Annotated in this window: 20 protein-coding genes; 16 read left to right on the top strand and 4 right to left on the bottom strand. The window is 70.8% G+C overall.

The features are described 5' to 3' along the window. Positions 1-71: 71 nt before the first annotated feature. The 12 genes from Pph01_RS25820 (at position 72) to Pph01_RS25765 (ending at position 14,452) form a co-directional block, all read left to right on the top strand. Complete coding sequence (locus Pph01_RS25820; RefSeq protein ID WP_204075736.1) at positions 72-1,109, top strand: glycosyltransferase family 4 protein; 1,038 nt, start codon at positions 72-74, stop codon at positions 1,107-1,109. 60 nt (positions 1,110-1,169) lie between these two features. Continuing rightward, positions 1,170-1,943: an enoyl-CoA hydratase/isomerase family protein gene (locus Pph01_RS25815; RefSeq protein WP_204075735.1), complete on the top strand. Its 774-nt coding sequence runs from the start codon at positions 1,170-1,172 to the stop codon at positions 1,941-1,943. A 66-nt stretch (positions 1,944-2,009) separates the two neighbouring features. Further along, positions 2,010-2,510, top strand: a complete 501-nt coding sequence (locus Pph01_RS25810) for a hypothetical protein (protein ID WP_204075734.1) — start codon at positions 2,010-2,012, stop codon at positions 2,508-2,510. A gap of 5 nt (positions 2,511-2,515) precedes the next feature. Continuing rightward, on the top strand, positions 2,516-3,751 hold the full coding sequence (locus Pph01_RS25805; protein WP_204075733.1) for a DUF6395 domain-containing protein: 1,236 nt from the start codon (positions 2,516-2,518) through the stop codon (positions 3,749-3,751). Continuing rightward, positions 3,748-4,590, top strand: coding sequence for a M55 family metallopeptidase (locus Pph01_RS25800; RefSeq protein WP_204075732.1), 843 nt, complete (start codon positions 3,748-3,750; stop codon positions 4,588-4,590). Before Pph01_RS25805 ends, Pph01_RS25800 begins: the two co-directional genes overlap by 4 nt. A 161-nt stretch (positions 4,591-4,751) precedes the next feature. Then, the gene (locus Pph01_RS25795; protein WP_204075731.1) at positions 4,752-6,308 is read left to right on the top strand and encodes a flavin monoamine oxidase family protein; all 1,557 of its coding nucleotides are present in this window, start codon (positions 4,752-4,754) and stop codon (positions 6,306-6,308) included. Position 6,309: 1 nt separating this feature from the next. Then, a complete protein-coding gene (locus tag Pph01_RS25790) occupies positions 6,310-6,840 on the top strand; it encodes a YbaK/EbsC family protein (RefSeq protein ID WP_204075730.1) in 531 nt (176 codons plus the stop codon). Between the two features lie 105 nt (positions 6,841-6,945). After that, positions 6,946-9,063, top strand: a complete 2,118-nt coding sequence (locus tag Pph01_RS25785; protein ID WP_204075729.1) for a serine/threonine-protein kinase — start codon at positions 6,946-6,948, stop codon at positions 9,061-9,063. 11 nt (positions 9,064-9,074) lie between these two features. After that, positions 9,075-11,018, top strand: coding sequence for a serine/threonine-protein kinase (locus Pph01_RS25780; protein WP_239117009.1), 1,944 nt, complete (start codon positions 9,075-9,077; stop codon positions 11,016-11,018). Between the two features lie 41 nt (positions 11,019-11,059). Next, positions 11,060-12,415, top strand: coding sequence for a serine/threonine-protein kinase (locus Pph01_RS25775; RefSeq protein ID WP_204075727.1), 1,356 nt, complete (start codon positions 11,060-11,062; stop codon positions 12,413-12,415). A 292-nt stretch (positions 12,416-12,707) separates the two neighbouring features. Further along, complete coding sequence (locus Pph01_RS25770) at positions 12,708-13,487, top strand: electron transfer flavoprotein subunit beta/FixA family protein (RefSeq protein WP_204075726.1); 780 nt, start codon at positions 12,708-12,710, stop codon at positions 13,485-13,487. Between the two features lie 11 nt (positions 13,488-13,498). Further along, positions 13,499-14,452 carry an electron transfer flavoprotein subunit alpha/FixB family protein gene (locus Pph01_RS25765; RefSeq protein ID WP_204075725.1) on the top strand — a complete coding sequence of 318 codons (954 nt, stop codon included), beginning with the start codon at positions 13,499-13,501 and terminating at the stop codon, positions 14,450-14,452. 116 nt (positions 14,453-14,568) lie between these two features. Here Pph01_RS25765 and Pph01_RS25760 read toward each other — a convergent pair whose 3' ends face one another. Together Pph01_RS25760 and Pph01_RS25755 are read right to left on the bottom strand one after the other, a co-directional pair. Then, positions 14,569-15,768 carry an MFS transporter gene (locus Pph01_RS25760; protein ID WP_204075724.1) on the bottom strand — a complete coding sequence of 400 codons (1,200 nt, stop codon included), beginning with the start codon at positions 15,766-15,768 and terminating at the stop codon, positions 14,569-14,571. A 108-nt stretch (positions 15,769-15,876) separates the two neighbouring features. Next, a complete protein-coding gene (locus tag Pph01_RS25755) occupies positions 15,877-16,368 on the bottom strand; it encodes a TetR/AcrR family transcriptional regulator (RefSeq protein WP_204075723.1) in 492 nt (163 codons plus the stop codon). Between the two features lie 105 nt (positions 16,369-16,473). Here Pph01_RS25755 and Pph01_RS25750 point away from each other — a divergent pair, with 105 nt between their 5' ends. Further along, entirely contained in the window at positions 16,474-17,643 is a 1,170-nt protein-coding gene (locus tag Pph01_RS25750) for a cysteine desulfurase family protein (RefSeq protein WP_204075722.1), read from the top strand. 63 nt (positions 17,644-17,706) lie between these two features. Here the strand turns inward: Pph01_RS25750 and Pph01_RS25745 are convergent, their stop codons facing one another. Beyond that, complete coding sequence (locus tag Pph01_RS25745) at positions 17,707-18,747, bottom strand: DUF695 domain-containing protein (protein WP_204075721.1); 1,041 nt, start codon at positions 18,745-18,747, stop codon at positions 17,707-17,709. A gap of 102 nt (positions 18,748-18,849) precedes the next feature. Here Pph01_RS25745 and mnmA point away from each other — a divergent pair, with 102 nt between their 5' ends. Continuing rightward, entirely contained in the window at positions 18,850-19,935 is a 1,086-nt protein-coding gene (gene mnmA / locus Pph01_RS25740) for a tRNA 2-thiouridine(34) synthase MnmA (protein ID WP_275412869.1), read from the top strand. 11 nt (positions 19,936-19,946) lie between these two features. On the opposite strand, the gene Pph01_RS25735 is transcribed toward mnmA, so the two are convergent. Further along, a complete protein-coding gene (locus Pph01_RS25735) occupies positions 19,947-20,579 on the bottom strand; it encodes an MBL fold metallo-hydrolase (protein WP_204075720.1) in 633 nt (210 codons plus the stop codon). A gap of 19 nt (positions 20,580-20,598) precedes the next feature. On the opposite strand from Pph01_RS25735, the gene Pph01_RS25730 reads away from it, so the two are divergent. Both Pph01_RS25730 and ligA read left to right on the top strand, forming a co-directional pair. Then, positions 20,599-21,708: a methionine synthase gene (locus Pph01_RS25730; RefSeq protein ID WP_204075719.1), complete on the top strand. Its 1,110-nt coding sequence runs from the start codon at positions 20,599-20,601 to the stop codon at positions 21,706-21,708. A 137-nt stretch (positions 21,709-21,845) separates the two neighbouring features. Beyond that, positions 21,846-24,044 carry an NAD-dependent DNA ligase LigA gene (gene ligA / locus Pph01_RS25725; RefSeq protein WP_239117008.1) on the top strand — a complete coding sequence of 733 codons (2,199 nt, stop codon included), beginning with the start codon at positions 21,846-21,848 and terminating at the stop codon, positions 24,042-24,044. Positions 24,045-24,299: the final 255 nt, after the last annotated feature.

Raw genomic sequence — 24,299 nt, 5'->3', positions numbered from 1 at the left:
GTGGGGAACGGGACGGCGACGAAAGAGCCAACGAGGAGAGAGACGGCGAGGGAGTCGGGCTCCACATCGCGATGGTGGCGCCCCCCTGGTACGACATCCCGCCGAAAGGCTACGGCGGCATTGAGTCGATGACGGCCGACCTCGCACGCGGTCTGACGCTGAGGGGTCATCGTGTGACGCTGATCGGCGCGGGCGGCGGCGTCGACCTGCGTACGTATGAGGAACCGCCGTCGGAGCGCATCGGGGAGGCCGTGCCCGAGATGGTCCACGCGGCCCGGGCCGAGCGGTACCTCGACGAGATCGAGGCCGACGTCATCCACGACCACTCGCTGGCCGGTCCGCTGGGCGCCCGGGGCAGAGGCGCGCCGACGATCGTCACCTGCCACGGGGAGGTCACCGGTGAATTCGGGCGGTTCTACCGCTCGCTCGCGACGACGGTCTCGCTCGTGGCCATCTCCTGGGCGCAGCGGGCTCTCGCGTCCGACCTGAACTGGATCGGCAGGGTCCACAACGCGGTCGATGTGAGCACGTTCCCCTACCGGGACCGGAAGGACGACTGGGTTCTGTGGCTGGGACGGTTCAACCCCGACAAGGGGGCTCATCTCGCGATCGAGGCGGCACGGGCGGCCGGCCGTCGCATCCTGCTGGCCGGCAAGCGCACCGAGCGCGCGGAGCAGGCCTACTTTGACACCCATGTCGCGCCTCTTCTCGGCCCCGGCGTCGAATATCTGGGCGAGGTCGGCGCCAAGCTCAAGCGCGAGCTGCTGTCCAAGGCCCACTGCCTGGTCTTCCCCCTTCAGTGGGAGGAGCCGTTCGGCATGATCATGATCGAGGCCATGGCCTGCGGCACACCAGTGGTGGCGCTGAGACGGGGTTCGGTCCCCGAGATCGTGGTCGACGGCGTCACCGGATTCGTCCGGGACTCGGTGCAGGAGCTGCCCGCCGCGATCGAGGAGTCGGCCGGGCTGGATTTCGCCGCTGTCCGGGCCCACGCCGTGAGGCGATTCGACGTCGCGATGATGGCGCGGGGATACGAACGCGTCTACCGCAGGGCCATCGCTCGTGCTCAGACGCGCGAGCGGCGGCGCCTGCTCCCGCTGGCCCGCTGATCTATGGTGTTACGGTCCCGGCTTGTCACGGGATCGGGCCGGTGGAAGGGCGAGGGTGTCATGGGTGAGTTCGTCAGCGTTGAGATCGTGGACCGGATCGCGACCGTCCGGCTCGACCGGCCGAAGATGAACGCGCTGAACCGGCAGGTTCAGGAGGAGATCGCCGAGTCCGCCCGGCTCGTCGACGCCGACCCCGGTGTGCACGCTGTGATCATCTACGGCGGCGAGCGGGTGTTCGCGGCGGGCGCGGACATCAAGGAGATGGCCGTCATGTCCTACGCGGACATGGCCGTCCACTCCAAGGTCCTCCAGGACTGCTTCACCGCGGTGGCCCGGATCGGCAAGCCCGTCATCGCCGCGATCACCGGGTACGCCCTGGGCGGCGGTTGCGAGCTCGCCCTGTGCGCCGACTTCCGGGTGGCGGGGGAGAGCGCCAAGCTCGGCCAGCCGGAGATCACCCTGGGCATCATCCCGGGCGCGGGGGGCACCCAGCGGCTGCCGCGGCTGATCGGCCCTTCCCGGGCCAAGGATCTGATCTTCACCGGGCGGCATGTGGACGCGGCGGAGGCCCTGTCAATCGGCCTGGTGGACCGGGTGGTGCCGGACGGCGAGGTCTACACCGCCGCACTGGAACTGGCCGCGACCTTCGCGGAGGGACCCGTCGCAGCCGTGAGGGCGGCCAAGCTGGCGGTCGACCACGGGCTCGAGACCGACCTGGACACCGGTCTGGAGATCGAGCGGCTCCAGTTCTCGGGGCTGTTCGCCACGGAGGACGCCAAGGAGGGGATGACCGCCTTCGCCGAGAAGCGCAGGCCCACCTTCACCGGGCGGTAGACGTCACCCTCCGGGATGTCTCTTACGGGCAATCGCATGGTGGATTTGCGGCTATCGTTGCGATCCATGATGCAGTCCGTCGCGCGCATTCTTGTCCCGTCGAGACTCCGCCGGACGGCTCGGGATCGAATAGACGCCAGGTACGTCACCAAGCCCGAGCACCGTCAGGACATCCGGAACGCCCGGGAGGACGCCCGGAAGGACATCCGCAAGTCCCGAGAGGACATCCGGAAGTCCCAAGAGGACATCAGGAACCTCCGGCAGGAGGTCCAGGCGCTCCGTCAGGAGGCCGAGACCGAGCGTCGTAGGCAGGACGCGGAGGCCCAGCAGGCCCAGCAGGAGATCCAGGCGCTGCGCCGGGACCTCGTCGCGTTGCGTGACGAGGTCAATCGGCTGCGGCAGATGACGACGACCGTCAACAAGGCCAACGATGTGGCGGTGAGAGGGCAGCGGCTGGCCGAGCAGACCGCGGAGGCGCTCGACCACGTGCTGCAGAACGAGGTGCGCGTGTGGCAGGCCATCGACGGCCTGTCCGCGCAGACCGCCGTCACCGAGATCTCGAGGTAGGACGCATGCGCATTAAGTGGACTTTCGACGACGGCATCTGGAACCTGGCCTTCCTGCTGGACCCCGAGGACGACGTCAAGGGCATCTGCAGCGACCTGGCTCCGCTGGAACTGCGCACGAACACCTGCCAGGTACGGCTGCCGGGCGGCACGAAGAGCGGGCCCGACGTGCACCCGGACCTACTGGCGGTGGCCGCGTGGACCGTGGCCGCCCCGTGGACCAGGCAGAAGGTGACCTTCGACAGGCCCATCTCCCCGGCGCTCGCGGAGGTGTTCCGTACCGACTGGGGGGTGGACGCGGGTCCGGTCGGCGGCGACCCGCGGTCGGGCACGCGACTGGCGATTTCCTACAGCGGCGGCGCGGACTCCGTGGCGGCGGCGGACATGATCCCCGAAGCGCCGTTCATTCATTTCCAGCGGATCAGGCATCCCCGGGTGCCGAACCGGTGGGAGTTCTACCGCTCCGACGTGCTCGCGACCCTTGCTGGAGAGACGGGCCGTGACCTCACGATCGTGCAGTCGGACCTGGAGCTTCTGCTCAACCGTCCCGGGCCTGGATACCCCGAGCATCACGCCGTGCTGGTGGGGGCGCTCCTGCTCGCGGACGACATGGACCTGGGCGGCATCGCGACAGGGTACGAGATCGGCTCCCGTTGGCTGGGCGGCGATCGCTACATCCATCGGTACACACCGGACAACCCCATGTGGTCGGCGGACGGGAAGTGGGGGCGCCTGTTCCAGGCCGTCGGGTTGCCGCTCGTCCTTCCCGTCGGCGGCATCAGCGAAGCTGTGACCATGCGGCTGGCCCTGGAGTCCGACCTTCGTGACCAGGTTCGCTGGTGCCTGCGCGGACCCCGGAGCGGCCCATGCGGGGTCTGCAGCAAATGCGTGTACAAGGAACTGATCCAGGCGGCCATCGAGAGGAGGCCGCTCGACACCAAGGCGACCACCGAGATGCCCGTCAGCCGGCAATGGCAGGGGCCCCCGCCGTACAGCGGGCAGGAAATGATCGAATACGGCTGTGCGCACGTGCCCGGCATCGAGAACACGCTGTTCGCCAAGGCGGCCGACTACCTCCAGGCGACGGAAGAATCCACCGCGTGGGTTGAGCGCTGTTACCCGCCCGCGATCGACGAGATTCCCGAGCCGTGGCGCAAGCAGGTCGACGCTTACATCGCGGACAAGGTCGGTCTGATGACAGCGGATCAGATGCGGCGGGTGGAGACCTGGGGGGCGCGATGAAGGTCTACGTGTCGGTCGACATGGAGGGTGTCACCGGCCTGACCGATCCCGAGGAGATGCACGCGGGAGGCCGCGGTTACGAGCGTGGCTGCGAGTTGATGACCGGCGACGCGAACGCCGTCGTCGAAGGGGCCTTCGACGCGGGCGCCGACACGGTGCTGATCAACGACGCGCACGGATCGACCAAGAACCTCCGGATCGACCTGATCGACCCGCGGGCCTCGCTGATCAGGGGGCCGGGCAAGCCGCACCGGATGGGGCAGGGCCTGTCGGGCGACTTCGACGCGGCCTGCTTCGCCGGGTATCACGCCCGTGCCGGTGTCCAGCACGGTGTGCTCAACCACACGTGGATGGGCAAGGAGATCCACAACGTCTACCTGAACGGTGAGATCTGCGGCGAGACTCGGCTGGTCGCCGGCCTCGCCGGCTCGCTGGGCGTGCCCGTCGTGCTCGTCACCGGTGACGAGGCGGCGTGCGAGGAGGCCCGGGAGGTGCTCGGCGACGTCGAGACGGTCGCGGTGAAGAAGGGCATCGACAGGTTCTCCGCCGAACTGCTGCCGCCGAGCGTCGCCCAGGCCCGGATCCGTGAGGCCGCGGCCAGGGCCCTCGGCCGGCTGTCCGACTTCCGGCCCTATCAGGTGAGCCCGCCGTACACGCTGGGTGTGGAGTGGAACTCCACCGCGATCGCGGCCGGTTGTGCGATCGTCCCCGGAACCAGGCTGGTCGGCCCGAGGCACACCGAGTTCACCACAGACGATTATTGGGACATCATGTCCCTCTTCGGTATCTTCGCCACCATCGCCGGCCGGATCGCATGCGGCAGCGGGGTGTACGGCTGATCGCTGCGCGGGGTCGCGTAACGCGTTGAGGCCGGTCGAATCTGGAAGGCATACATGATCACGCTTGCCGGTGTGACTGGTGGGGCTGGATGTGCGGGAATGGCATGCATGATCGCGTCCGATGAGGGGCTGGGCCGGCGGGGACGTTCCGGGGTCCGCGCATGAGCGAGGGGACGATCTCACGGCGGGCCCTGCTGGTGGGGCTCGGCGTCGCGGGCGGGGCAGGAGCCATGTACGCGGCCATGGGCGCCCTCGGCCTGGCGCCCGACCGCCACGAGGACGACTACGCCCCGCCGCAACGGTCCGACTTCGCGTTACGCGGCAAGGCGGCCGCCAAGGTCGTGATCCTCGGCGCGGGGATCGCGGGCCTCGCGACCGCCTACGAGCTCGGCAAGGCCGGCTACGACTGCACGGTGCTGGAGGCGCGCGACCGGGTCGGCGGGCGCAGCTTCACCATCAGGGGCGGCGACAAGATCACCGAGCTGGGCGGGGAGACGCAGGAGGCCAGGTTCGGCGAAGGTGTCTACTTCAACGCCGGGCCCGCGCGCATCGCCCAGTGGATGCTCACCCTCGACTACTGCCGTGAGCTGGGCGTCCCCGTCGAGGTGTTCGTCAACGACAATCCCAACGGCTACACCTTCAACAGCGGCATGAAGGCCCCCGTCCGGACCCGGATGGCACGCGCCGACACCTACGGGTACATGAGCGAGCTGCTGGCCAAGGCCACGAACGCGGGGACGCTCGACAAGATGGTGACGTCGGCGGACCGGGAGGTGTTGCTCGACTTCGTGTCGGAGTTCGGCGGCCTCTCCGACGATGGCGTCTACCGGGGGACCTCCCGCAGGGGCTACCGGACGGACCCGGGCGTCGACGCCGGAACGAGCCCGGGGCCACTACCGCCGATGTCCGAGGTGCTGCGCTACGGCCTCGGCCGCACGGTCGCCTTCCCCTTCGACTACGACCAGGCGATGCCCATGTTCCAGCCCGTGGGCGGGATGGACAGCCTCGCGAACAAGCTCGCCGACGCGGTGGGCAGGGACCGCATCCAGACGTCGACGCAGGTCACGAAGATCACGAACCTGCCCGACGGCGTCGAGGTGGTCCACGGCGGCGGGTCGGTCAAGGCGGACTACTGCGTCGCGGCCATGCCGCCTCACATTCTCGCCAGGACCTCCGGCAACCTCGACGCCCGGGTCGTGGCCGCCCTGCGGACCCCGACGCCGCTCTCCGCGGGCAAGATCGGGCTCGAGTACCGCCGTAGATGGTGGGAGACCGACGAGCGCATCTACGGTGGCATCACCGAGACCGACATGGACATCTCGCACATCTGGTATCCGTCGTACGGATTCAACGGCGTCCAGGGTCTGGTGGTCGGCTACTACAACCTCAACGCCGATGCCGACTCCTACGCGGCGATGAAACACGCGGACCGCGAACGCCGGGCGATCCAGCAGGGTATTCGCGTCCACGGCGACAAGTACCGGACCGAGCTCCTGAGCAGCGTCTCCATCGCATGGCGCAAGCAGCCCCACATCGAGGGCGCGTGGGTCGGGTGGCCCTCCTACGGCGCGGAGTTCACGCTGCTCCAGGAGCCCGCGGGCCGGGTCTACTTCGCCGGGGACTGGCTCACCCACCTCATCGCCTGGCAGGCCGGGGCCCTCGACTCCGCCCGTAAGGTGGTCACGCAACTGCACCAGCGCGTGTTGAAGGAGGGCTGAGATGCAGCTCGACTGGACTCCCGCCGCCGACAGGCTCGACCTCGTCGCGGACCCGGTGGCCAAGGCGATCTCGCAACCCGGCTTCCCGTTGTCCGGCGCCGGTCTCACGGTGGCGGAGATCGACGCGGAGTTGGCGGACACGGCCGCGTTCTGCGAGCGGTACGGCGTCGCCCTGGAGGACTCGGCCAACTGCGTGATCGTGGCGGCCAAGCGGGGCGGCGAGACCCGCTACGCCGCCGTCATGGTGCTGGCGACCGATCGTGCCGACGTGAACGGGGTCGTCCGCAGGCACCTGGACGCCCGCAAGGCGTCGTTCGCCCCACAGGCGGACGCCGTGGCGATCACCGGGATGGAGTACGGAGGCATCACCCCCGTGGGGCTGCCCGCCGACTGGCCCGTCCTCGTTGACGAAAATGTGACTCGTCGTTCATTTGTGGTGATCGGGAGTGGCGTTCGCCGTTCCAAGCTGGGGCTTTCCGGTGAGGCCCTGGTCGAGGCGACCGGTGCGGAGGTCGTCGCCCTCACACTGTGACCGTTCGGGGGAAACCACTTACCATTCTGTGGCGTTGTGCTTACTAGGAATGTGGCGCGATGGTTCACTCATGGACGGTGTTTTAGTCGGTATGGTGCTTAGGCCATGAATCAGGACGACCGACTGGGCCCATACCGGCTGCTGAAGCGGCTCGGAGAGGGCGGCATGGGTGTGGTTCACCTCGCCCTCGACGCCCGCGGCAGGCAGGTGGCGGTCAAGGTCCTGCGCCCCGAGGTGGCCGGCGACGACGTCGCGCGCAGGCGGCTGTCGCGCGAGGTCGAGACCATGCGCAGGGTCCGCGGCTCGCACATCGCCGAGGTCGTCGACGCCGACGTGACCGGGCGGCGGCCGTACATCGTCACCCGTTACGTGCCCGGCCGCGCCATCGACGAGATGGTCAAACAGGACGGCGCCTTCTCGCTCGACGTCCTGCTCAAGGTGGCCCGGGGCGTGGCCGAGGCGCTCGTCGCCGTGCACGCCGCCGGAGTGATCCATCGTGACCTGAAGCCCGGCAACGTGCTCATGCTCGACGAGGAGCCGGTGCTGATCGACTTCGGCATCGCCCAGGCTGTCGACGCCACCCGGCTGACGCAGACCGGGATGTTCATCGGCACCCCGGGATACCTGGCGCCCGAGATCATCGAAGGCCAGGAGGGCGGGTCCGAGGTCGACGTGCACGCCTGGGCCGGCACGCTGCTGTACGCCGCGACGGGCCAGCCGCCGTTCGGCAAGGGCACGCTGGAGATGATCTTCTTCAACATCACGTCCGGCAAGGCGAACGTCGACGCCGCGCCCGACCTGCTCCGTCCCGTGCTGAGGGCCGCCTTCCACCGGGACCCCGCGAAGCGCCCCGCGGCGGCCGAACTGCTCCAGTGGATCGATCGTCTGACGCCGCGCCGCTCCCAGTACACCCCGCCCGACGAGATCTCCACCGTCGCGGAGGTCGACGAGGCGGCCCGGTGGGACAGGACCGGCGCCTCCCTGCCGCCGGGCGCCTCCGGCCCTGCCGGTGCTGCCGTGCAGCCTGGGTACGCGAGGCCCGCTCCGGCGGCGTCCGGCGCGCCCGCCGGGGAGTTCGTGTCGCTTCTCGACGACGGTCCCGCCCAGCACGGCGGCGACCCGTTCCCCACCGTCCGGGTGACGGGGGAGGACCTGCGCAAGGCGGGCATCCCGACCGGGACGGCCGGCCGTCCCGCCGACCCCGGCCGGCCCGGATGGGGGACCGGCCCGTCGGGCAGGCCTCCGGCGGAGGGTGACATCCCCACCAGGAGGGTCACCTCGGAGGAGCTCCGCGAGTCGGCCATGCCCAGCCAGGCCTTCTACGAGCAGGCCCCCGGGGTCACCCCGCCGAGTACCTACGAGCAGACGCCGAGGGTGCAGCAGCCGCATCCGGCGCCGTTCCTGCCGACCGTACGCGTCCCCCCGCGCGACACGCCCCCACCGCACGGGGTCCCTCCGTACCGGGCGGCGCCGCATGTGGCGTCCCCGGCCATGGGCGCGCCGGGAACAGCGGGAATGGCAGCCGCGCCGGGCATGGCAGGCGTGGCGAACGCGGCGAACGCGGCCAACACGGCGCCGTCCGCCCAGGCCGCCCCGATGACGGGCGGCATGGCGCTGCGGCAGTCCAAGGTGTACGGCGTGGCCGGCACGATGCTGCTGATCGCCATGACGGGCCTGGCGGTGATCGCGCCGATGCGGGTGTGCCTGGTCGCCCTGCCCGCGGTCGTCCTGCTGAGGGCCGCCGACCTCGCGCAGCCGCGTCTGAGCAGGAAGAGGCCGGCGGGCGCGGCGGCGGCGGACGTGGTCCGCGTGCTGGCGGAGCCGGCCGCGCTGATCAAGTCGATCGCCGTCACGGCCCTGCTCGTGCCGCTCGCCGCGGTGCCGGGGACGTTCGTGACGGTGCTGCTCGCACTCCTGGCGCGATCGATGACCGTTTCCGCCGCGGTGAGCTGGGGGGTCGCCGTAGGCTTGCTGATCGTCTGCGCGGGGCCGGGGGTGCAGGCGCCCGGCCGGCAGATGCGGCGCATGCTCGCATCGCTGGTGCCGGGCGGCGCGGCCGCGGTGAAGCTGGCCTGGGGGGCCGGCGTCCTCGCGACCCTGGTGGGGCTGGTCGCGCTCACCAGCTTCACGGGTAGACCAATAGCAGGGGACTTGTGGGGTTCGGTCGACGTTCAATCAGTGCAGCAACGCCTGACGGAGCTTCACGGGACGGGGTATCGGTGACGGGGGACGACATGTCGGCTACTGAGGCTCCGGAACGGATCGGCCCCTACCGGCTGTTACGCCAGCTCGGCGAGGGCGGCATGGGAGTCGTCCACCTCGGGCTGGACGCCGAGGGCCGCGAGGTGGCCGTCAAGGTCCTGCATCCCCACGTGGCCTCGGACCTCAAGGCGCGCGACCGTCTCACCCGCGAGGTCGAGACCATGCGGCGCGTCCGGAGCAGGCGGGTGGCGGAGGTCCTCGACGCCGACCTGACCGGCGCCCTGCCGTACATCGTGACCAGGTATGCGCCCGGCCGGACGCTGGAGCAGACCGTGCAGGAGGACGGGCCGCTGCCGGACGGGGAGATCATCCGTCTCGCCCGCGGGCTGTGCGAGGCGCTCACCTCGATTCACGCCGCCGACGTCATCCATCGTGATCTGAAGCCCGCGAACGTGATGCTCGTCGGCGGGGAGCCGCTCGTCATCGACTTCGGCATCGCGCATCTGGTCAACGCCACCCGGCTCACCCAGACGGGGATGTTCGTCGGCACCCCCGGATACCTGGCCCCCGAGATCATCCGCGACTCGGAGATCACCCAGGCCGCCGACGTGCACGCTCTGGCGGCCACGGTGTTCTTCGCGGCGACCGGCAAGGCGCCGTTCGGCACGGGCACGTTCGAGGCGGTCTGCTTCCGTATCCTCGAGGGCAAGGCGAACATCGACCAGGCGCCGGGATGGTTGCGTGCCTGGCTCAGGCTCGCGCTGGCCACGGAGGTCGGCACCCGCCCCTCCGCCGGGTCGCTGCTGAGGCTCACCCAGACGCTCGATCCCTCCGTGACCGTGCTGCACGAGAACGCGCAGGACGGCGGCACCAGAGTGCTCGGCGCGACGGTGGACAGCGGGCGCGTCACGGACGGGACGAGGGTCCTCGACGACGACGTCACCTGGCCGGGACGCCCGGACCGGCGGCAGGGCGCGGACGTCACCGACGACAGCTACTCCGATCTGCTCCCCCCGGTGAACTACGTCAAGCGGGAGCGCCCGCGCCGCGAGCCGCCCGCGGCGGGCCAGGCGGCGTTCGCGCCGCAGCCGCAGGGGTACGGCCAGGCCCAGCCGGGCTACGGGACGCCGGCCCAGCCGCCGCCCTACCAGCCCGCGCCGTACCAGCCGGCCGCCTACCCGCCTCCGGCCGCTCAGGCGCCGCCGCCGCATCCCGACCAGCGAGTGGCCGGATATCCCGACCCGCGCACGAACGTCGCGCCGCCCGGTCAGGCCGCCCCCGCGCAGGGCCGGCAGGCGGGGGACCAGCAGAAGACTCCGTACAAGGGCAGCCATCCGCTCATCTCGGCCTCCCTGCTCGTCGCGCTGGTGGCCCTGACCTGTCTGCTCCCGGTGACCATGGCCCTGGTGGCCGTCGGCCTGTCGGTGTGCCTGCGCGTGGTGCACTACCTGCTCGACGGCATCATGGAGCGACGCTCCATCCGGGGCAGCAGCGGCGCGGACCCTCTCATCGCCGTGGCCGGCGCCCCGTGGGCGTTGATCAAGGCCGCGCTCGCGACCCTGGTCCAGGTGCCGCTCGCCGCGATGTTCGGCGTGTGCGTGTGGGGCGGCCTCTTCTACCTCGGGGATCTCAGCACCGACAGGTCGGCCGCGTACGCCGCCGCAGCCTTCGTGGCCGGGTTGTTCCTCCTGCCCGGAGGCGGCGCGCCGCGCAAGGCCGTCGCGCGGACGCTGAGCTCCGCCATCCGCAGCCCGGGCGCCGCCATGGTCATCACGATCGCGGTGGGCGCACTGGCGTTCTTCGCCGTGCTGACGGCGATGTCCGCGACCGCCTCCTGGGCGCCGTGGCGGGCACCGTCGGTGGTCATCGCGAGCCTGCGGCAACAGGGGAGGGAGACCGTCGGCAACCTCGTGGGCGGTCTCGTCGGCGACTTCCTGGACCGGCTCGGGGTCGGGTTCCTGAGCTTCTGGAACTGAACGGGCCGGCTGACGGGACGCACCGGCGCGAAGGGAGCGGGATGAGTTCGCAGGAAGACCTCGGCTCCTATCGTCTGCTCTCCCTGCTGGGGTCCGGCGGATTCGGCGAGGTGCACCTGGCCCTCGACGCGGGGGGCCACACCGTCGCGGTCAAGGTGCTCCACCCCCATGTGGCCTCCGACGCCTTCGCCCTCACCCGGCTCGCCCGCGAGGTCGAGACGATGCGCCGGGTGCGCGGACCCCACATCGCCGAGGTCCTCGACGCCTCGCTGACCGGGGCACGGCCCTACATCGTCACCCGATACGTGCAGGGCCGCCCGCTCAGCACGGTGATCGCGTCCGACGGCCCCGTCCGGGGCGACGATCTCGTACGGCTCGCGCGCGGGCTGTCGGAGGCACTCGGGTCGATCCACGCCGCCGGGGTCGTCCACCGGGATCTGAAGCCGGCCAACGTGATCATCTCCGACGGAGAGCCGTATGTGATCGACTTCGGGATCGCCTGCGCGCTCGAGTCCGCCTCCGTCACGGCGTCGGGCGCCGTGGTCGGCACGCCCGGCTACCTGGCTCCGGAGGTGCTGGAAGGCCGCGACGCCGGTCCGGAGGCCGACGTCTTCGCCTGGGCCGCGACCCTGGCGTTCGCCGCGGCGGGGCGGCAGCCGTACGGGACGGGACCGGCGGCGGCGGTCGCCTACCGGGTCGTCCACCGCGAGCCGGACCTGTCCGGCGTCCCCTCCTGGCTCGGTCCCCTGCTCGCGGAGTGCCTGCGGACCGATCCGGCCGCGCGGCCGGACGCGACGCAACTGGCCGCACGTCTCGGGGTGGCCGCGCCCGCGGTGGCCGAGCCCGCCGAGCCGCGTGGCGCGGGCAGGCGGTCCGCCCAGCCCGGCCCGCTGTACTCGGGCGAGCTTCCGCCCTTCAACGGATACGCCGAGGGATACGCCGAGCCGGTCCCGCCGCGTGGACGGCACCCGCTCGACTACCGGGACGCCGACGTGACCGCCGCCGGCGGCGGGATCAGCGAGGCGCGGACCCAGGAATGGCGACCCACCGCCAAGAAGCGGTCGGTCGACGACGCGCGTGCCCGGCACCGCCAGAAGCTGCACCGGCGCTGGATGATCGGATCGAGCCTGGTCGTCGGGCTGTTCGCCGCCGCGGCACGGCAGTACCTGCCCGAGGTCTCTCTCCTGCTGCTCGTGCTGTACGGCATCTTCGTCGTGGCCGACGCGGCGATGGGGTTGCTCGCGCGGTCGCGTTCCCGCGTGCTCGTCGACGTCATCGGCGGCGTCGGCGCCGTGGCCGTCTGGGCCCTGCTGAGCAGCCTCTTCAGCACGACGACGCTGCTGCTCGCCGTCGGCACCGTCCTGTTCCTGCTGATCGCCCTCGTCGTCGCCAGCTGACGGCTCACCGGCCGACCGGCCGGGGCGGCTGCAGGTTCTGGAATAAAGTTCGGTATCGTGGCGGGAGCGGACTTCCGGGTATGAGCACGGTCACGTCGCCCGTGGCCGGAAGTTTGCGACCAAGCTACCCACGGGTAACATGGCGCCTGGGGGCCAGGGAGGACTCCGGGACACCCACTGTCATCAGCCTTACGAGCTCCTGGCAGTCTTGCAAGACGTGCGCGTACCCCCACGGGCGCGTCCGATAAACCGCGGCGTCAGCCGTACGGAAAGGGGAGGTCGGCCACCGGCCATGAACATCGTCGTCTGCGTGAAGCAGGTCCCCGACACGGCGACCGAGCGCAAGCTGAGGTCCGATGACAAGACGCTCGACCGCGACGCCGCCGACGGCGTCGTCAACGAGCTCGACGAGTACGCGGTCGAGGAGGCGCTGCGGCTCAAGGAGGCTCACGGGGGTGAGGTGACCGTCCTTACCATGGGCCCGGCCAAGGCCACCGAGACCATCCGCAAGGCGCTCGCGATGGGCGCCGACAAGGCCGTCCACCTCAGCGACGACGCGCTGCACGGCTCGGACGCCCTGTCCACCTCCTACGCACTGGCGGAGACGCTCAAGAAGATCGGCTTCGACCTGGTGATCCTGGGCTCGGAGTCGACCGACGCCCGCACCGGCGTGCTCGCCGCGATGTTGGCCGAGCGGCTGGGCGCGCCCCAGCTGACCCTCGCCAACAAGGTCGAGGTGAACGGATCGGCGATCACGATCCAGCGGGTGACCGACTACGGCTTCGACAGGGTTGAGGCGTCGCTGCCCGCCGTCGTGTCCGTGGTCGAGAAGATCAACGAGCCGCGGTACCCGTCCTTCAAGGGCATCATGGCCGCCAAGAAGAAGCCGGTCGAGACGCTCGCCGTCGGCGACGCGGAGATCTCGGCCGAGCAGGTCGGCCTGGCGAGCGCGTGGAGCGAGGTCGTGGAATTCGCGGCCGCGCCGCCCCGCGCGGCGGGCACCGTGGTCAAGGACGAGGGCGACGGCGGCGTGAAGGCCGCCGAGTTCCTCGCGTCGAAGAAGTTCGTCTGAGGGGCCCCGAGATGAGTGAGATTCTGGTGCTCGTCGAGCACGCCGACGGTGACGTCAAGAAGGTCACCCTCGAACTGCTGACCCTGGCGCGGTCGCTGGGCGAGCCGTCAGCCGTCTGGGCCGGCCCCGGGTACACGGACGCCGCGAAGGCCAAGCTCGCCGAGTACGGCGCGGCCAAGATCTACGTCGCGTCGAGCGAGGAGATCGTCGACCACGTCGTGGCGCCGAAGGCCGAGTTGCTGGCCAAGCTCGTGTCCGACGCCTCGCCGGCCGCGGTGCTCGTCGCCGCCACGGCCGAGGGCAAGGAGATCGCGGGCCGCCTGGCCATCAAGACCGACTCCGGTGTGATCACCGACGCGGTGGGCCTGAGCGAGGGCTTCGTCGCCGACCAGTCGATCTTCGGTGGCGGCGTCAACGTGCGCAGCCGCGTGACCAAGGGGACGCCGATCGTGGCGGTCCGCCCGAACTCCACCGCTCCCGTCGCCGAGGCCGGCGCGGGCGCCGAGGAGAAGGTCGAGATCGCCCTGTCGGACTCCGCCCGTGCGGCGAAGGTCGTCGAGCGCGTCAAGCAGGAGAGGGGCGCCCGTCCCGAGCTCACCGAGGCCGCGATCGTGGTCTCCGGCGGCCGCGGCGTCGGCTCCGGTGAGAACTTCGCGATCATCGAGAAGCTGGCCGACTCGCTCGGCGCGGCGGTCGGCGCGTCCCGCGCCGCCACCGACGCGGGCTGGTATCCGCACCAGTTCCAGGTCGGGCAGACGGGCAAGACCGTGTCGCCGCAGCTGTACATCGCGGCCGGCATCTCCGGCGCCATCCAGCACCGGGCGGGCATGCAGACGTCGAAGACCATCGTCGTGATCAACAAGGACTCCGAGGCCCCGATCTTCGAGATCGCCGACTTCGGCGTCGTGGGCGACCTCTTCCAGGTCGTCCCCCAGTTGACCGAAGAGATCGAGAAGCGCAAGTAGGCAGCACGTAGGAACCGCGCGAAAGGGAGCGGCGCCGCACATGTCGTGCGGCGCCGCTCCCTTTTCCGTGAGCAGGGCTCCGGCCGCCATGCCGCCCTCCAGGACAAATGTCACCGTCAGGCGGCCAGCGGCAACTCCTCCTCCTCCAGTTCGAGCAGCGTCTCCGACTCGACGACGACCGGGAGCGGCTTCGGCAGGAACCGGGCGGCGCCGGCCACGAACACGCCGAGCACGACCGCGGTCGCCATGGCGGTCCGCAACGAGGTCATGGAGGACAGCCCGCCGATCACGACCGGGCCGAGCAGCAGGCCCGCGTAGCCCATCGCGCCCGCCTGGGCGATCGCCGGACCGGGGTTCGCCGTCGCCGTGCCCGCGAGGGACAGGGCCATCGGCGAGATCGTCGCCACGGCCAGGCCGACGAAGATCATGGCGCTCACGGCGGTGAGGGCGGACGGGGCGGCGATGACGAGCAGGAACGTGGTCGCCGTCGCGCCGCCGGAGAACAGGATCAGCCCGCGTGCGCCGTACTTGCCGCGGAGCCGGTCTCCGGAGAGCCGGCCGAGCAGCATGCCCAGCTCGAACGCCGGGTAGCCGAGCGCGGCGACCGCCTCCGGGGCGCCGAGCGTGTCCAGGAGATAGAGCCCGTTCCAGTCGGCCACGATGCCCTCGATCATGAACGCGCCGAACGTGATCGCGCCGAGGAGATAGATCACGCCGGGCAGCCTCTTCCGGGCGTGTCCCGGCTCGGGCTCGGCGACCGGGTCCGGCACGTAGGTGCGGCCCAGAACTGCCACGACGGGCAGGGAGATCAGCCCGATCACCGTCAGGTGGGCGGTGAGCGACAGGTCGGCCGCGATGGCGACGGTGCCGACGAGCCCTGCCGAGATCGCGCCCACGCACCAGCCCGCGTGCATGCCGCTCATCAGCGAGTGGCCGTAGGCCTGCTCGACCGCCGAGCCCTGCGCGTTCATGGCGACGTCCACCGCGCCGAAGGTCATGCCGAAGACCGCGGTGGCCAGCACCATGAGCGGGAAGGTGGGGGCGAAGGCGACGAGCACCAGCGAGACCGCGCAGAGGGGGGCCGCGATCCTGAGGACCGCGCGACTGCCGGCCTTCGCCATGATCACCCGCATCGCCTGCATGCTCAGCAGTGCGCCGACGCCCCAGGCGAGCAGGGCGACGCCGACGGCGGACTCCGGTAACTGGAGCCTTTCCGCCAGCGCGGGGAGGCGCACGGTGAACGTTCCGCACATTAGGCCGGCCAGGACGAACGTGAGAACGGCACCGTTGCGGGCCGTCCTCAGGGCGCGGGTCATCACGGGTTCCTTTCAGGGTTTCCGAGTCGGATTAAGCGGGCAGACAGAAGCCGGTCGCCCCGACCGGCCGTATTGCCGGAAGGGGCGACCACCAAGAACTGGGGGGAATCAGAGCAGGGCGAGCAGCCCCTGCCGCACCGCGGCGTAGTCGACGATCGCCGGACAGTGGGTGGCGACCTCCCAGACGCCCTCGCACGCCAGCCGTACGATCTGGGACGTCCGCGGGTCGGGCTCGTCGTCCAAGCCGTGCCGATGCCAGCGGGCCATCGCCTCTCGCAGGGGAGCGAGGAGCTCGGGATCGCCCGCCGCTCCCGTCACCACGGCCCAGCGTCTCAGCCTGCCGGTCTCGATGGCCTCGAAGGTCGCCTTCAGATAGGCGCGCGTGTACGTGGTCTCGCGCTGGGCCTCGATCATCGCGTCGAACTCGCCGATGAGGCGTTCGATCATGGCTTTGATCAGGGCTTCCTTGTGCGCGAAGTGGTAGAGGAGACCGCCCTTGCTGACGCCGGCGCGCTCGGCCACGGCGGCCAGCGTGAGCCCCTGGGACCCCTGGTCCTCCAGCAGGCACTCCGCCGCGTCGAGTAGCTCGTCCCTCCTCATGGCAGTTACTGTACCGTCTGGACGGTTAAGTAGCCAATTCGAGGATGGAGCGTCTCCTCATGCCGGATACGCTTGGTTGGCTGAGGTAAGGAATCTGGAGGGGCTGTGGGAACTGCGTATCTGGACCATGCCTCGACCACCCCGATGCTTCCCGAGGCCATCGAGGCCATGACCGCGCAGCTGGGACAGGTGGGCAACGCCTCATCCCTCCACGCGACCGGCCGGCGCACCCGCCGGGTCGTGGAGGAGTCCAGGGAGACGATCGCGAGCGCGCTGGGGGCCCGGCCGAGCGAGGTCGTCTTCACCGCGGGCGGAACCGAGGCGGACAACCTGGCGATCAAGGGGTTGTTCTGGGCCAGGAAGCGGCCGAGGATCCTCATCAGCGCGGTGGAACACCACGCGGCGCTCGACCCCGCCCACTGGCTGGCCGACAACCACGGTGCGACCGTCGAACTCCTCGAGGTCGACGAGCACGGGCGCGTGCACCCCGACACGCTCCGCGCCGCCATCGAACGCGACCCCGCGGACGTCGCCCTGGTGAGCGTGATGTGGGCCAACAACGAGGTGGGAACCGTCCAGCCGATCAAGGAGCTTGCCGCGATCGCGCACGAGCACGGCATCCCGTTCCACACCGACGCCGTGCAGGCGGTCGCCCAGCTGCCCGTGTCGTTCGCGGAGTCGGGCGTCGACGCGATGACGGTCTCCGGGCACAAGGTGGGCGGTCCCATCGGCGTCGGCGCCCTGCTGCTCGCGCGCGGGGTCGATCCGGTGCCGGTGCTCCACGGCGGCGGTCAGGAGCGCGACGTCCGATCCGGCACGCTCGACGCGCCCGCCATCGCGGGGTTCGCGGCCGCGGTGCGCTCGGCGGTCGACCGCAGGGCCGACACCGCCGACCGGCTGTCCATCCTGCGTGACGACCTGATCAGCAGGGTGCGTGAGGCCGTCCCCGACGTCATCGTGAACGGCCATCCCACCGAGCGCCTGCCGGGCAACGCCCACTTCTCCTTCCCCGGCTGCGAGGGCGACGCGCTGCTGATGCTCCTCGACGCCAGGGGAGTGGAGTGTTCGACCGGGTCCGCCTGCTCGGCCGGTGTGGCGCAGCCGTCCCACGTGCTGCTGGCGATGGGACAGGACGGCGCCCGCGCCCGCGGATCGTTGCGCTTCTCCCTCGGCCACACCTCGACCATGGCCGACGTGGAGCGGGTGGGCGAGGTCATCGGACTGGTCGTGGAGCGCGCCCGCCGCGCCGGGCTCACCTCCGTCTCCAGGAGCTGATTTCCGGAGACCGAGGCCTCCGGAGACCGAGGCCTCCGGAGACCGCGCTACCGCCCGGTCGCGTCAGGTCAGGAAGTGCGCGACGGCGCTCCAGGACGGGTCGTCGGCCACGTCGACCCGCGCCCGGCCCTCCGCCCAGCCCGAGACGAGTTCCTTGATCACAGGAGCGGCGTCGCTCGACGGGTCGGCGTAGACGTTGAGCACCCGCACGCCCCCGGTGCTCAGATGCGCCGCGAGCACGGCCGAACCGAGCTTGTCGAGCCGCTCGCCCAGGCGCTCCTCGAACGTGCGCAGCGCCTGCAGGGACGCTCCGGCCGGCTGCCCGTCCCCGTCCGCGTGTTCGTACGGCAGGGTGATCGCGATGTGCTGGTCGAACAGCGGATGGTCGACCGGGCGCAGGGGGTGGCGGGCCGTCACCGTCAGGCGTGCGCCCTGTGCCGTCTGGCCTTCGAGCATCGCCCACTGGTCGGGCTTGACCCCGTCGGCGACGTCGGCGACGACGGCGGGAAGGTGGATCGCGGGGATGGCGTCGATGGGCTCGAACTCGGCCGCGACGATGTCCCCCACCCAGCGGGCGACCTCGTCCTCGCCAAGGAGCCAGTCGAGGGCGAGAAGGGTCGTCTCCAGCCGAGTCTCATCATCGATATCCGGAAATATCGGGTGGAAGGCGGAAATGTCGACGCGGGCGGTGCCCGGCGGAACACGCAGGCCCAGCACCAGCCGGTCGAGGCCGAACTCCCTGCCGGCCACGTCGACGGACATCTCGGCCGCCCTCGGGTTGGCCTGGCGGGACGGATGGAACTCCCACTGGTCGTCCGCCGGAGGGGCGGCCAGCGCCCACCGGTGGGCGAAGGACCGCAGCTCGGGATCGCCGGACGCGCTGACGACGAGGGCGTGCCGTGCCGTGAGGCCCGGCGCGATCTCCCAGATGAGGGCCGGGTCGAGTGCGGTGACGGCGGCGCCGACGAGCCCGGCGAGCGCCTCGGTGTCCTCCGCCTCGATGTGGGAGTCGATCTCGGGGCGGGTCTGCCGCCACCAGGTCCAGAAGTCCGCGATGGCCTCAGCCGGGTCGACCGGCTGGCTCTTGCGCCCGAACAGTCGCATGACCCCGAATCCTCGCAGGTCGTCCGCTCCGGTGCCAACGCGGCCGCGAGAGCCGTCCGCGGCGGCGGATCAGCCCCGCCGTACGGGTAATCTCGAAGTGTTATGGGTTCCACTCAGAGGCTTCGCGTGCTCGCCGCCATGTCCGGCGGCGTGGACTCCGCCGTCGCCGCCGCCCGGATCGCCGAGGCGGGGCACGACGTGACCGGCATCCACCTCGCGCTCTCGTCCAATCCCCAGTCGTACCGGACCGGGGCCCGCGGTTGTTGCACCCTCGAGGACTCCCGCGACGCCCGGCGCGCCGCCGACGTGATCGGCATCCCGTTCTACATCTGGGACATGGCCGAGCGGTTCCATCACGACGTGGTGGAGGACTTCGTCAACGAGTACGCCGCGGGCCGCACGCCCAACCCGTGCCTGCGCTGTAACGAGAAAATCAAGTTCGAGGCGGTGCTCGACCGCGCGCTCGCGCTCGGGTTCGACGCCGTCGCCACCGGCCATCACGCGCGCCTGTCGGACGGGGTGCTGCGGCGCAGCGTCGACGAGGGCAAGGACCAGTCGTACGTGCTTGGCGTGCTCACCCGTGAGCAGCTCGCGCACGCGATCTTCCCGCTGGGCGACTCCACCAAGGCCCAGGTTCGGGCGGAGGCCGCCGAGCGTGGGCTGGCTGTGGCGGACAAGCCGGACAGCCACGACATCTGCTTCATCGCCGACGGCGACACCCGCGCGTTCCTGTCCGAGCGCCTGGGGACGTCGGAGGGGCCGATCGTCGACGCGCTCACAGGTCAGGTCGTCGGCAGCCACGAGGGCGCCTTCGGGTTCACCGTCGGCCAGCGCAAGGGGCTGCGCATCGACCACCCGGCCGGCGACGGGCGGCCGCGGTACGTGTTGTCGATCGAGCCGGTCTCCAACACGGTCACGGTCGGCCCGCGCGCCGCCTTGGAGGTCCGCGGCATCGTCGGCGAGCGGCCGGTGTGGAACGGGCACGTGCCCGAGCCGTACGAGCCGATCAGGTGCACGGTCCAGCTGCGCGCGCACGGCGAGGTGTACGGCTGCCGTGCCCAGTTGTCCGGCGACCTGCTGCACATCGAGCTCGACACCCCGGCCACCGGCGTCGCGCCGGGCCAGGGCGCCGTGCTCTACGACGGCGACACCGTGATCGGATCTGCCACGATCGCCTCGGCCGTCTAGGGAGAAGCGGTCTAGGACAGCTCGACCGACTCGCCGACGGGGACGCGGCGGATGTCGGCCTTCTGGCTGTCGGCTGCCATGCCCAGGAAGTTGTCGATCAGCATGAGGCCGATGTCGTTGGCCAGGCCGTCATGCGTGGAGTACGCGCGGTCCGGGCGCACGTCGCGGAGGTACTGGATCGTCTCGGCGAGCTTGATCCACGGCCCGGTCGTCGGCACGAGCAGCGTGGGCACGTCGACCTGGGGAACGGTCAGCGCGTCGCCCGGGTAGAAGACCTCCTCGTCCACCAGAAAGCCGACATTCTGGATGGGATCCACACCGGGCAGGTTGACGGCGTGCCATTCGCCGATCACCTTCACATCGAACCCCGCCGTGGTGAAGGCGTCGGTGTCCCGCACGACCTGGACCTTCGCCGGGATGTCACCGAGCTGGTCGGCGACGGCCTGGCAGGTCCAGACCTCGATGCCGGCAGGCATGCTCTTCAGCAGTCCCTCGTCGACGTGGTCGAAGTGCTCGTGGGTGATCAGAACCGCGTCCGCCCCGTCGAGCAGGCCCTCTCCGCTGAAGGACCCCGGGTCGATGACGATCGTCGATCCGTTCTTCTCCAGACGCCAGCACGCATGGCCCAATTTGGTGAGTTTCATAGTCCCTAAGCTAGTCCTCGTGAATGAGTATCCGTGGGGCGAGGCCACGGCCACGGGCGTGGGGTCCTACCCCGAAGAGGATCACCTCGCCGCCCTGCGCCTGGCCTTCGACGAACTGCCCATGCCGTACCTGCCCGAGCTCCCCGCGCGGGGCGTCGGCGCGGACATGATCGGCAGGGGCGCCGCGCTCCTGGTGGAGATGCCCGTCGAGGTGCAGCCCTCGGGATGGCGGTTCACCGACCGGCCGGGACGGGACGCGAAGCGGGCCCGCGACCATCTGATCCGCGACCTCGACGGGCTCGAGGAGGTCGCGCAGGGCTACCGGGGCCCCCTGAAGATCCAGGCCTGCGGGCCGTGGACCCTCGCGGGGGCGATCGAGCTCAGGCACGGGGACAAGGTGCTCGCCGACGCGGGAGCCGTACGGGATCTGACGGACTCCCTGGCGGAAGGGCTGGTCAGGCACGTCGCCGACGTGCGCGGGCGGGTGCCCGGGGCGCGTCTCGTCGTCCAGCTCGACGAGCCGGGACTGCCCGGCGTGCTCGCCGGGACCGTGCCGACGGCGTCGGGGTTCGGCCGCCTGCGGGCCGTGGAGCCGGTGATCGCCCGCGAGCGGCTCGCCACCGTTCTGTCGGCCGTCGCCCCCGGCGAGCCGGAGCCCGTGGATCCGCTGGAGCTCGCGGCTCTCGGCGCCTCCGAGGCCCTGGCCGTGCCGGACACCGGCCGTCCCTCTGACGGTGAGGCCGGCGGCGCCTTCCCGATCGTCCACTGCTGCGCCCCCGGGACGCCCTTCGAACTTCTCCGTACGGCCGGCGCGCGCGGCGTCTCCGTGGACGCGTCGACGTTGCGGCGCCGGGACGAGGACGTGATCGGCGAGGCGATCGAGGCGGGAACGGCGCTGTTCCTCGGCGTCGTGTCAGGTGTGGACGCCCGTCTGCCGGATGTCGGAGTGATCGCCAAGCCGGCGCTCGAGTTGTGGCGGCGGCTGGGGTTCGCTCCGGCGGAGCTCGCGAGGCAGGTCGTGCTCACGCCCGCATGCGGGCTCGCCGGCGCCTCGCCGCGATACGCCAAGGCGGCGCTGACCGCCTGCCGGGACGCGGCCCGCGTCCTGCGGGACGACCCGTCAGAGTAGGCGGGCAAGTGGGCGGGCGACCCCGGCGGCGCGAGACGAGGGACCCGGCCCTTTTCCGTCGCGGACGAGGTCGGAGAAGATGTCGGTGGCCGGCGATACGGTTTCCATCGGGGCGTTGACGAGGGGAGACGAGCGACGTGAGCGACTTGACCGATCAGGTGAACGAGGCGGCGGGTGCGCCCTCGGAAGCGCGGGACCGCCATGCCCAGCTCGCCGAGCTGATCGAGGACGCCAACTGGCGCTACCACGTGCTCGACTCGCCGACGGTGAGCGACGCGGAGTACGACGGGTGGATGCGGGAGATCAAGGCTCTCGAAGAGGAGCATCCCGACCTGCGGACCCCCGATTCGCCCACGCAGAAGGTGGGCTCGCCGATCTCCACCGAGTTCGCCGCCGTCGCCCATCTGCAGCGGATGGAGAGTCTCGACAACGCCTTCAACGACGCCGATCTGGCCGGATGGCAGGCCAGGGCCGAACGGCTGGCCGAGATCGATCCCGCGCCCTATCTGTGCGAGCTGAAGATCGACGGGCTGGCCATCGCCCTCGTCTACGAGAAGGGCCGCCTGACCAGGGCCGCCACCCGGGGCGACGGCCGCACCGGCGAGGACGTGACGCCCAACGTGCGGACGATCGCCGACGTGCCCCAGCGCCTGGTCGGTGACGACGTGCCCGACCTGCTCGAGGTCCGGGGCGAGGTCTTCCTGCCCGTCGAGGGCTTCAAGAGGCTCAACGAGCAGCTCATGGACGCGGGAAGGGCGCCGTTCGCCAACCCGCGCAACTCCGCGGCCGGCTCACTGCGGCAGAAGGACCCTCGGATCACCGCCCAGCGCCCGCTCCGGATGATCGTGCACGGCGTCGGCAAATGGGAGGGGACGGAGCCGCCCAAGGCCCAGTCGGAGACCTACGACCGGCTCGCGGCTTTCGGCCTGCCGGTCAGCGACCGCTACAAGGTCGTCGGGACGCTCGAGGAGATCGTCGGCTTCATCTCCTACTACAACGAGCATCGCCACGATCCGGCGTACGAGATCGACGGCGTGGTCGTGAAGGTCGACCGGATCGCCGTGCAGCGCCTGCTGGGCTCGACGAGCAAGGCCCCCCGGTGGGCCATCGCGTTCAAATATCCGCCGGAGGAGGTCACGACCAAGCTCCTCGACATCCAGGTCGGCGTGGGCCGCACGGGGCGGGTCACTCCGTACGGCGTGATGAAGCCGGTGGTGGTCGCCGGGTCGACCGTGGAGCGGGCCACCCTCCACAACGCCTCGGAGGTGGTCCGCAAGGGCGTCCTGATCGGGGACACCGTCGTGCTCCGCAAGGCGGGCGACGTCATCCCGGAGATCGTGGGCCCGGTGGCCGACCTCAGGGACGGGGCGGAGCGCGCCTTCGTCATGCCGACGCACTGTCCCGAGTGCGGCACCGAGCTCGCCTATGAGCGCGAGGGCGACGCCGATCTGCGCTGCCCCAACGCCCAGGCCTGCCCCGCGCAGCTGCGGGAGCGGATCTTCTTCGCCGCCGGGCGCAACGCCTTCGACATCGAGGGGCTGGGCTACGTCGCCGCCACCGCGCTCACCCAGCCGCTCCCTCCGCAGGAACCTCCGGTCGTGACCGAGGCCGACCTGTTCGACCTCACGATGGACCGGCTGCTCCCGATCAAGTCGGTGGTGCGCGACATCGAGACCGGGCTGCCCAAGACCGACCCCGAGTCCGGCGAGCAGAAGGTCGTGTCGTTCTTCGCGACGATCGCGGGTGCGCCCAGCAAGAACGCGGAGAAGATGCTCGAGCAGCTCGAGGCGGCCAAGAGCCAGCCCCTCTGGCGGGTCCTCGTCGCGCTGAGCATCCGCCACATCGGCCCACCGACCGCGCGGGCGCTCGCCGACGCGTTCCGCTCGATGGGCGCGATCGCCACCGCCACGGAGGAGGAGCTCGCGGCGGTGGAGGGCATCGGCCCGCGGGTGGCCGCCACGATCAAGGAATGGTTTGAGGTCGACTGGCACCGCGAGATCGTGGACAAGTGGCGGGCCGCCGGCGTGAGCATGGTCGACGAGCCGCCCGCCGATCAGCTGCCGCAGACGCTCGAGGGCATGAGCTTCGTCGTGACCGGCTCGCTGGCGGGCTTCACCCGTGACGAGGCGAGCGAGGCGATCACCAGCCGGGGCGGCAAGGTGTCGAGTTCGGTCTCCAAGAAGACCGGCTTCGTCGTGGTCGGGGACAACCCCGGCTCGAAGTACGACAAGGCGGTCAAGCTCGGCGTGGCCATCCTCGACGAGCAGGGCTTCCAGATCCTCCTCGAGGAGGGGCCCGAGGCGGCGGAGGCGGCCGCCGTCGCCCCCGAGGCCTGAGCCGCGACGCCGTCATGGACCGTCGCGGGTCGCACGCTCGATAAGGCTGGACCTCAAACGTAATCACCGCAGGAAGCCGGGTGGGCAGCCCTTTGAGGCTGCCCGAAACCTGCCCTTTTTCGCGAATCTGCGCCGCTTTTATCAGGGGATCTTAGGAAATCTACCGTAACGGACCGTGCGCAACTGGTTTCGCGAAGTGGCCCAGAGGCCGTACCCTCCCATAGTGACCTCTTGGGGGGTTTCTGACCTATGGCG

Source organism: Planotetraspora phitsanulokensis (assembly GCF_016863295.1).
Classification (GTDB): domain Bacteria; phylum Actinomycetota; class Actinomycetes; order Streptosporangiales; family Streptosporangiaceae; genus Planotetraspora; species Planotetraspora phitsanulokensis.
This window is presented reverse-complemented; position numbering and strand designations above follow the sequence as displayed.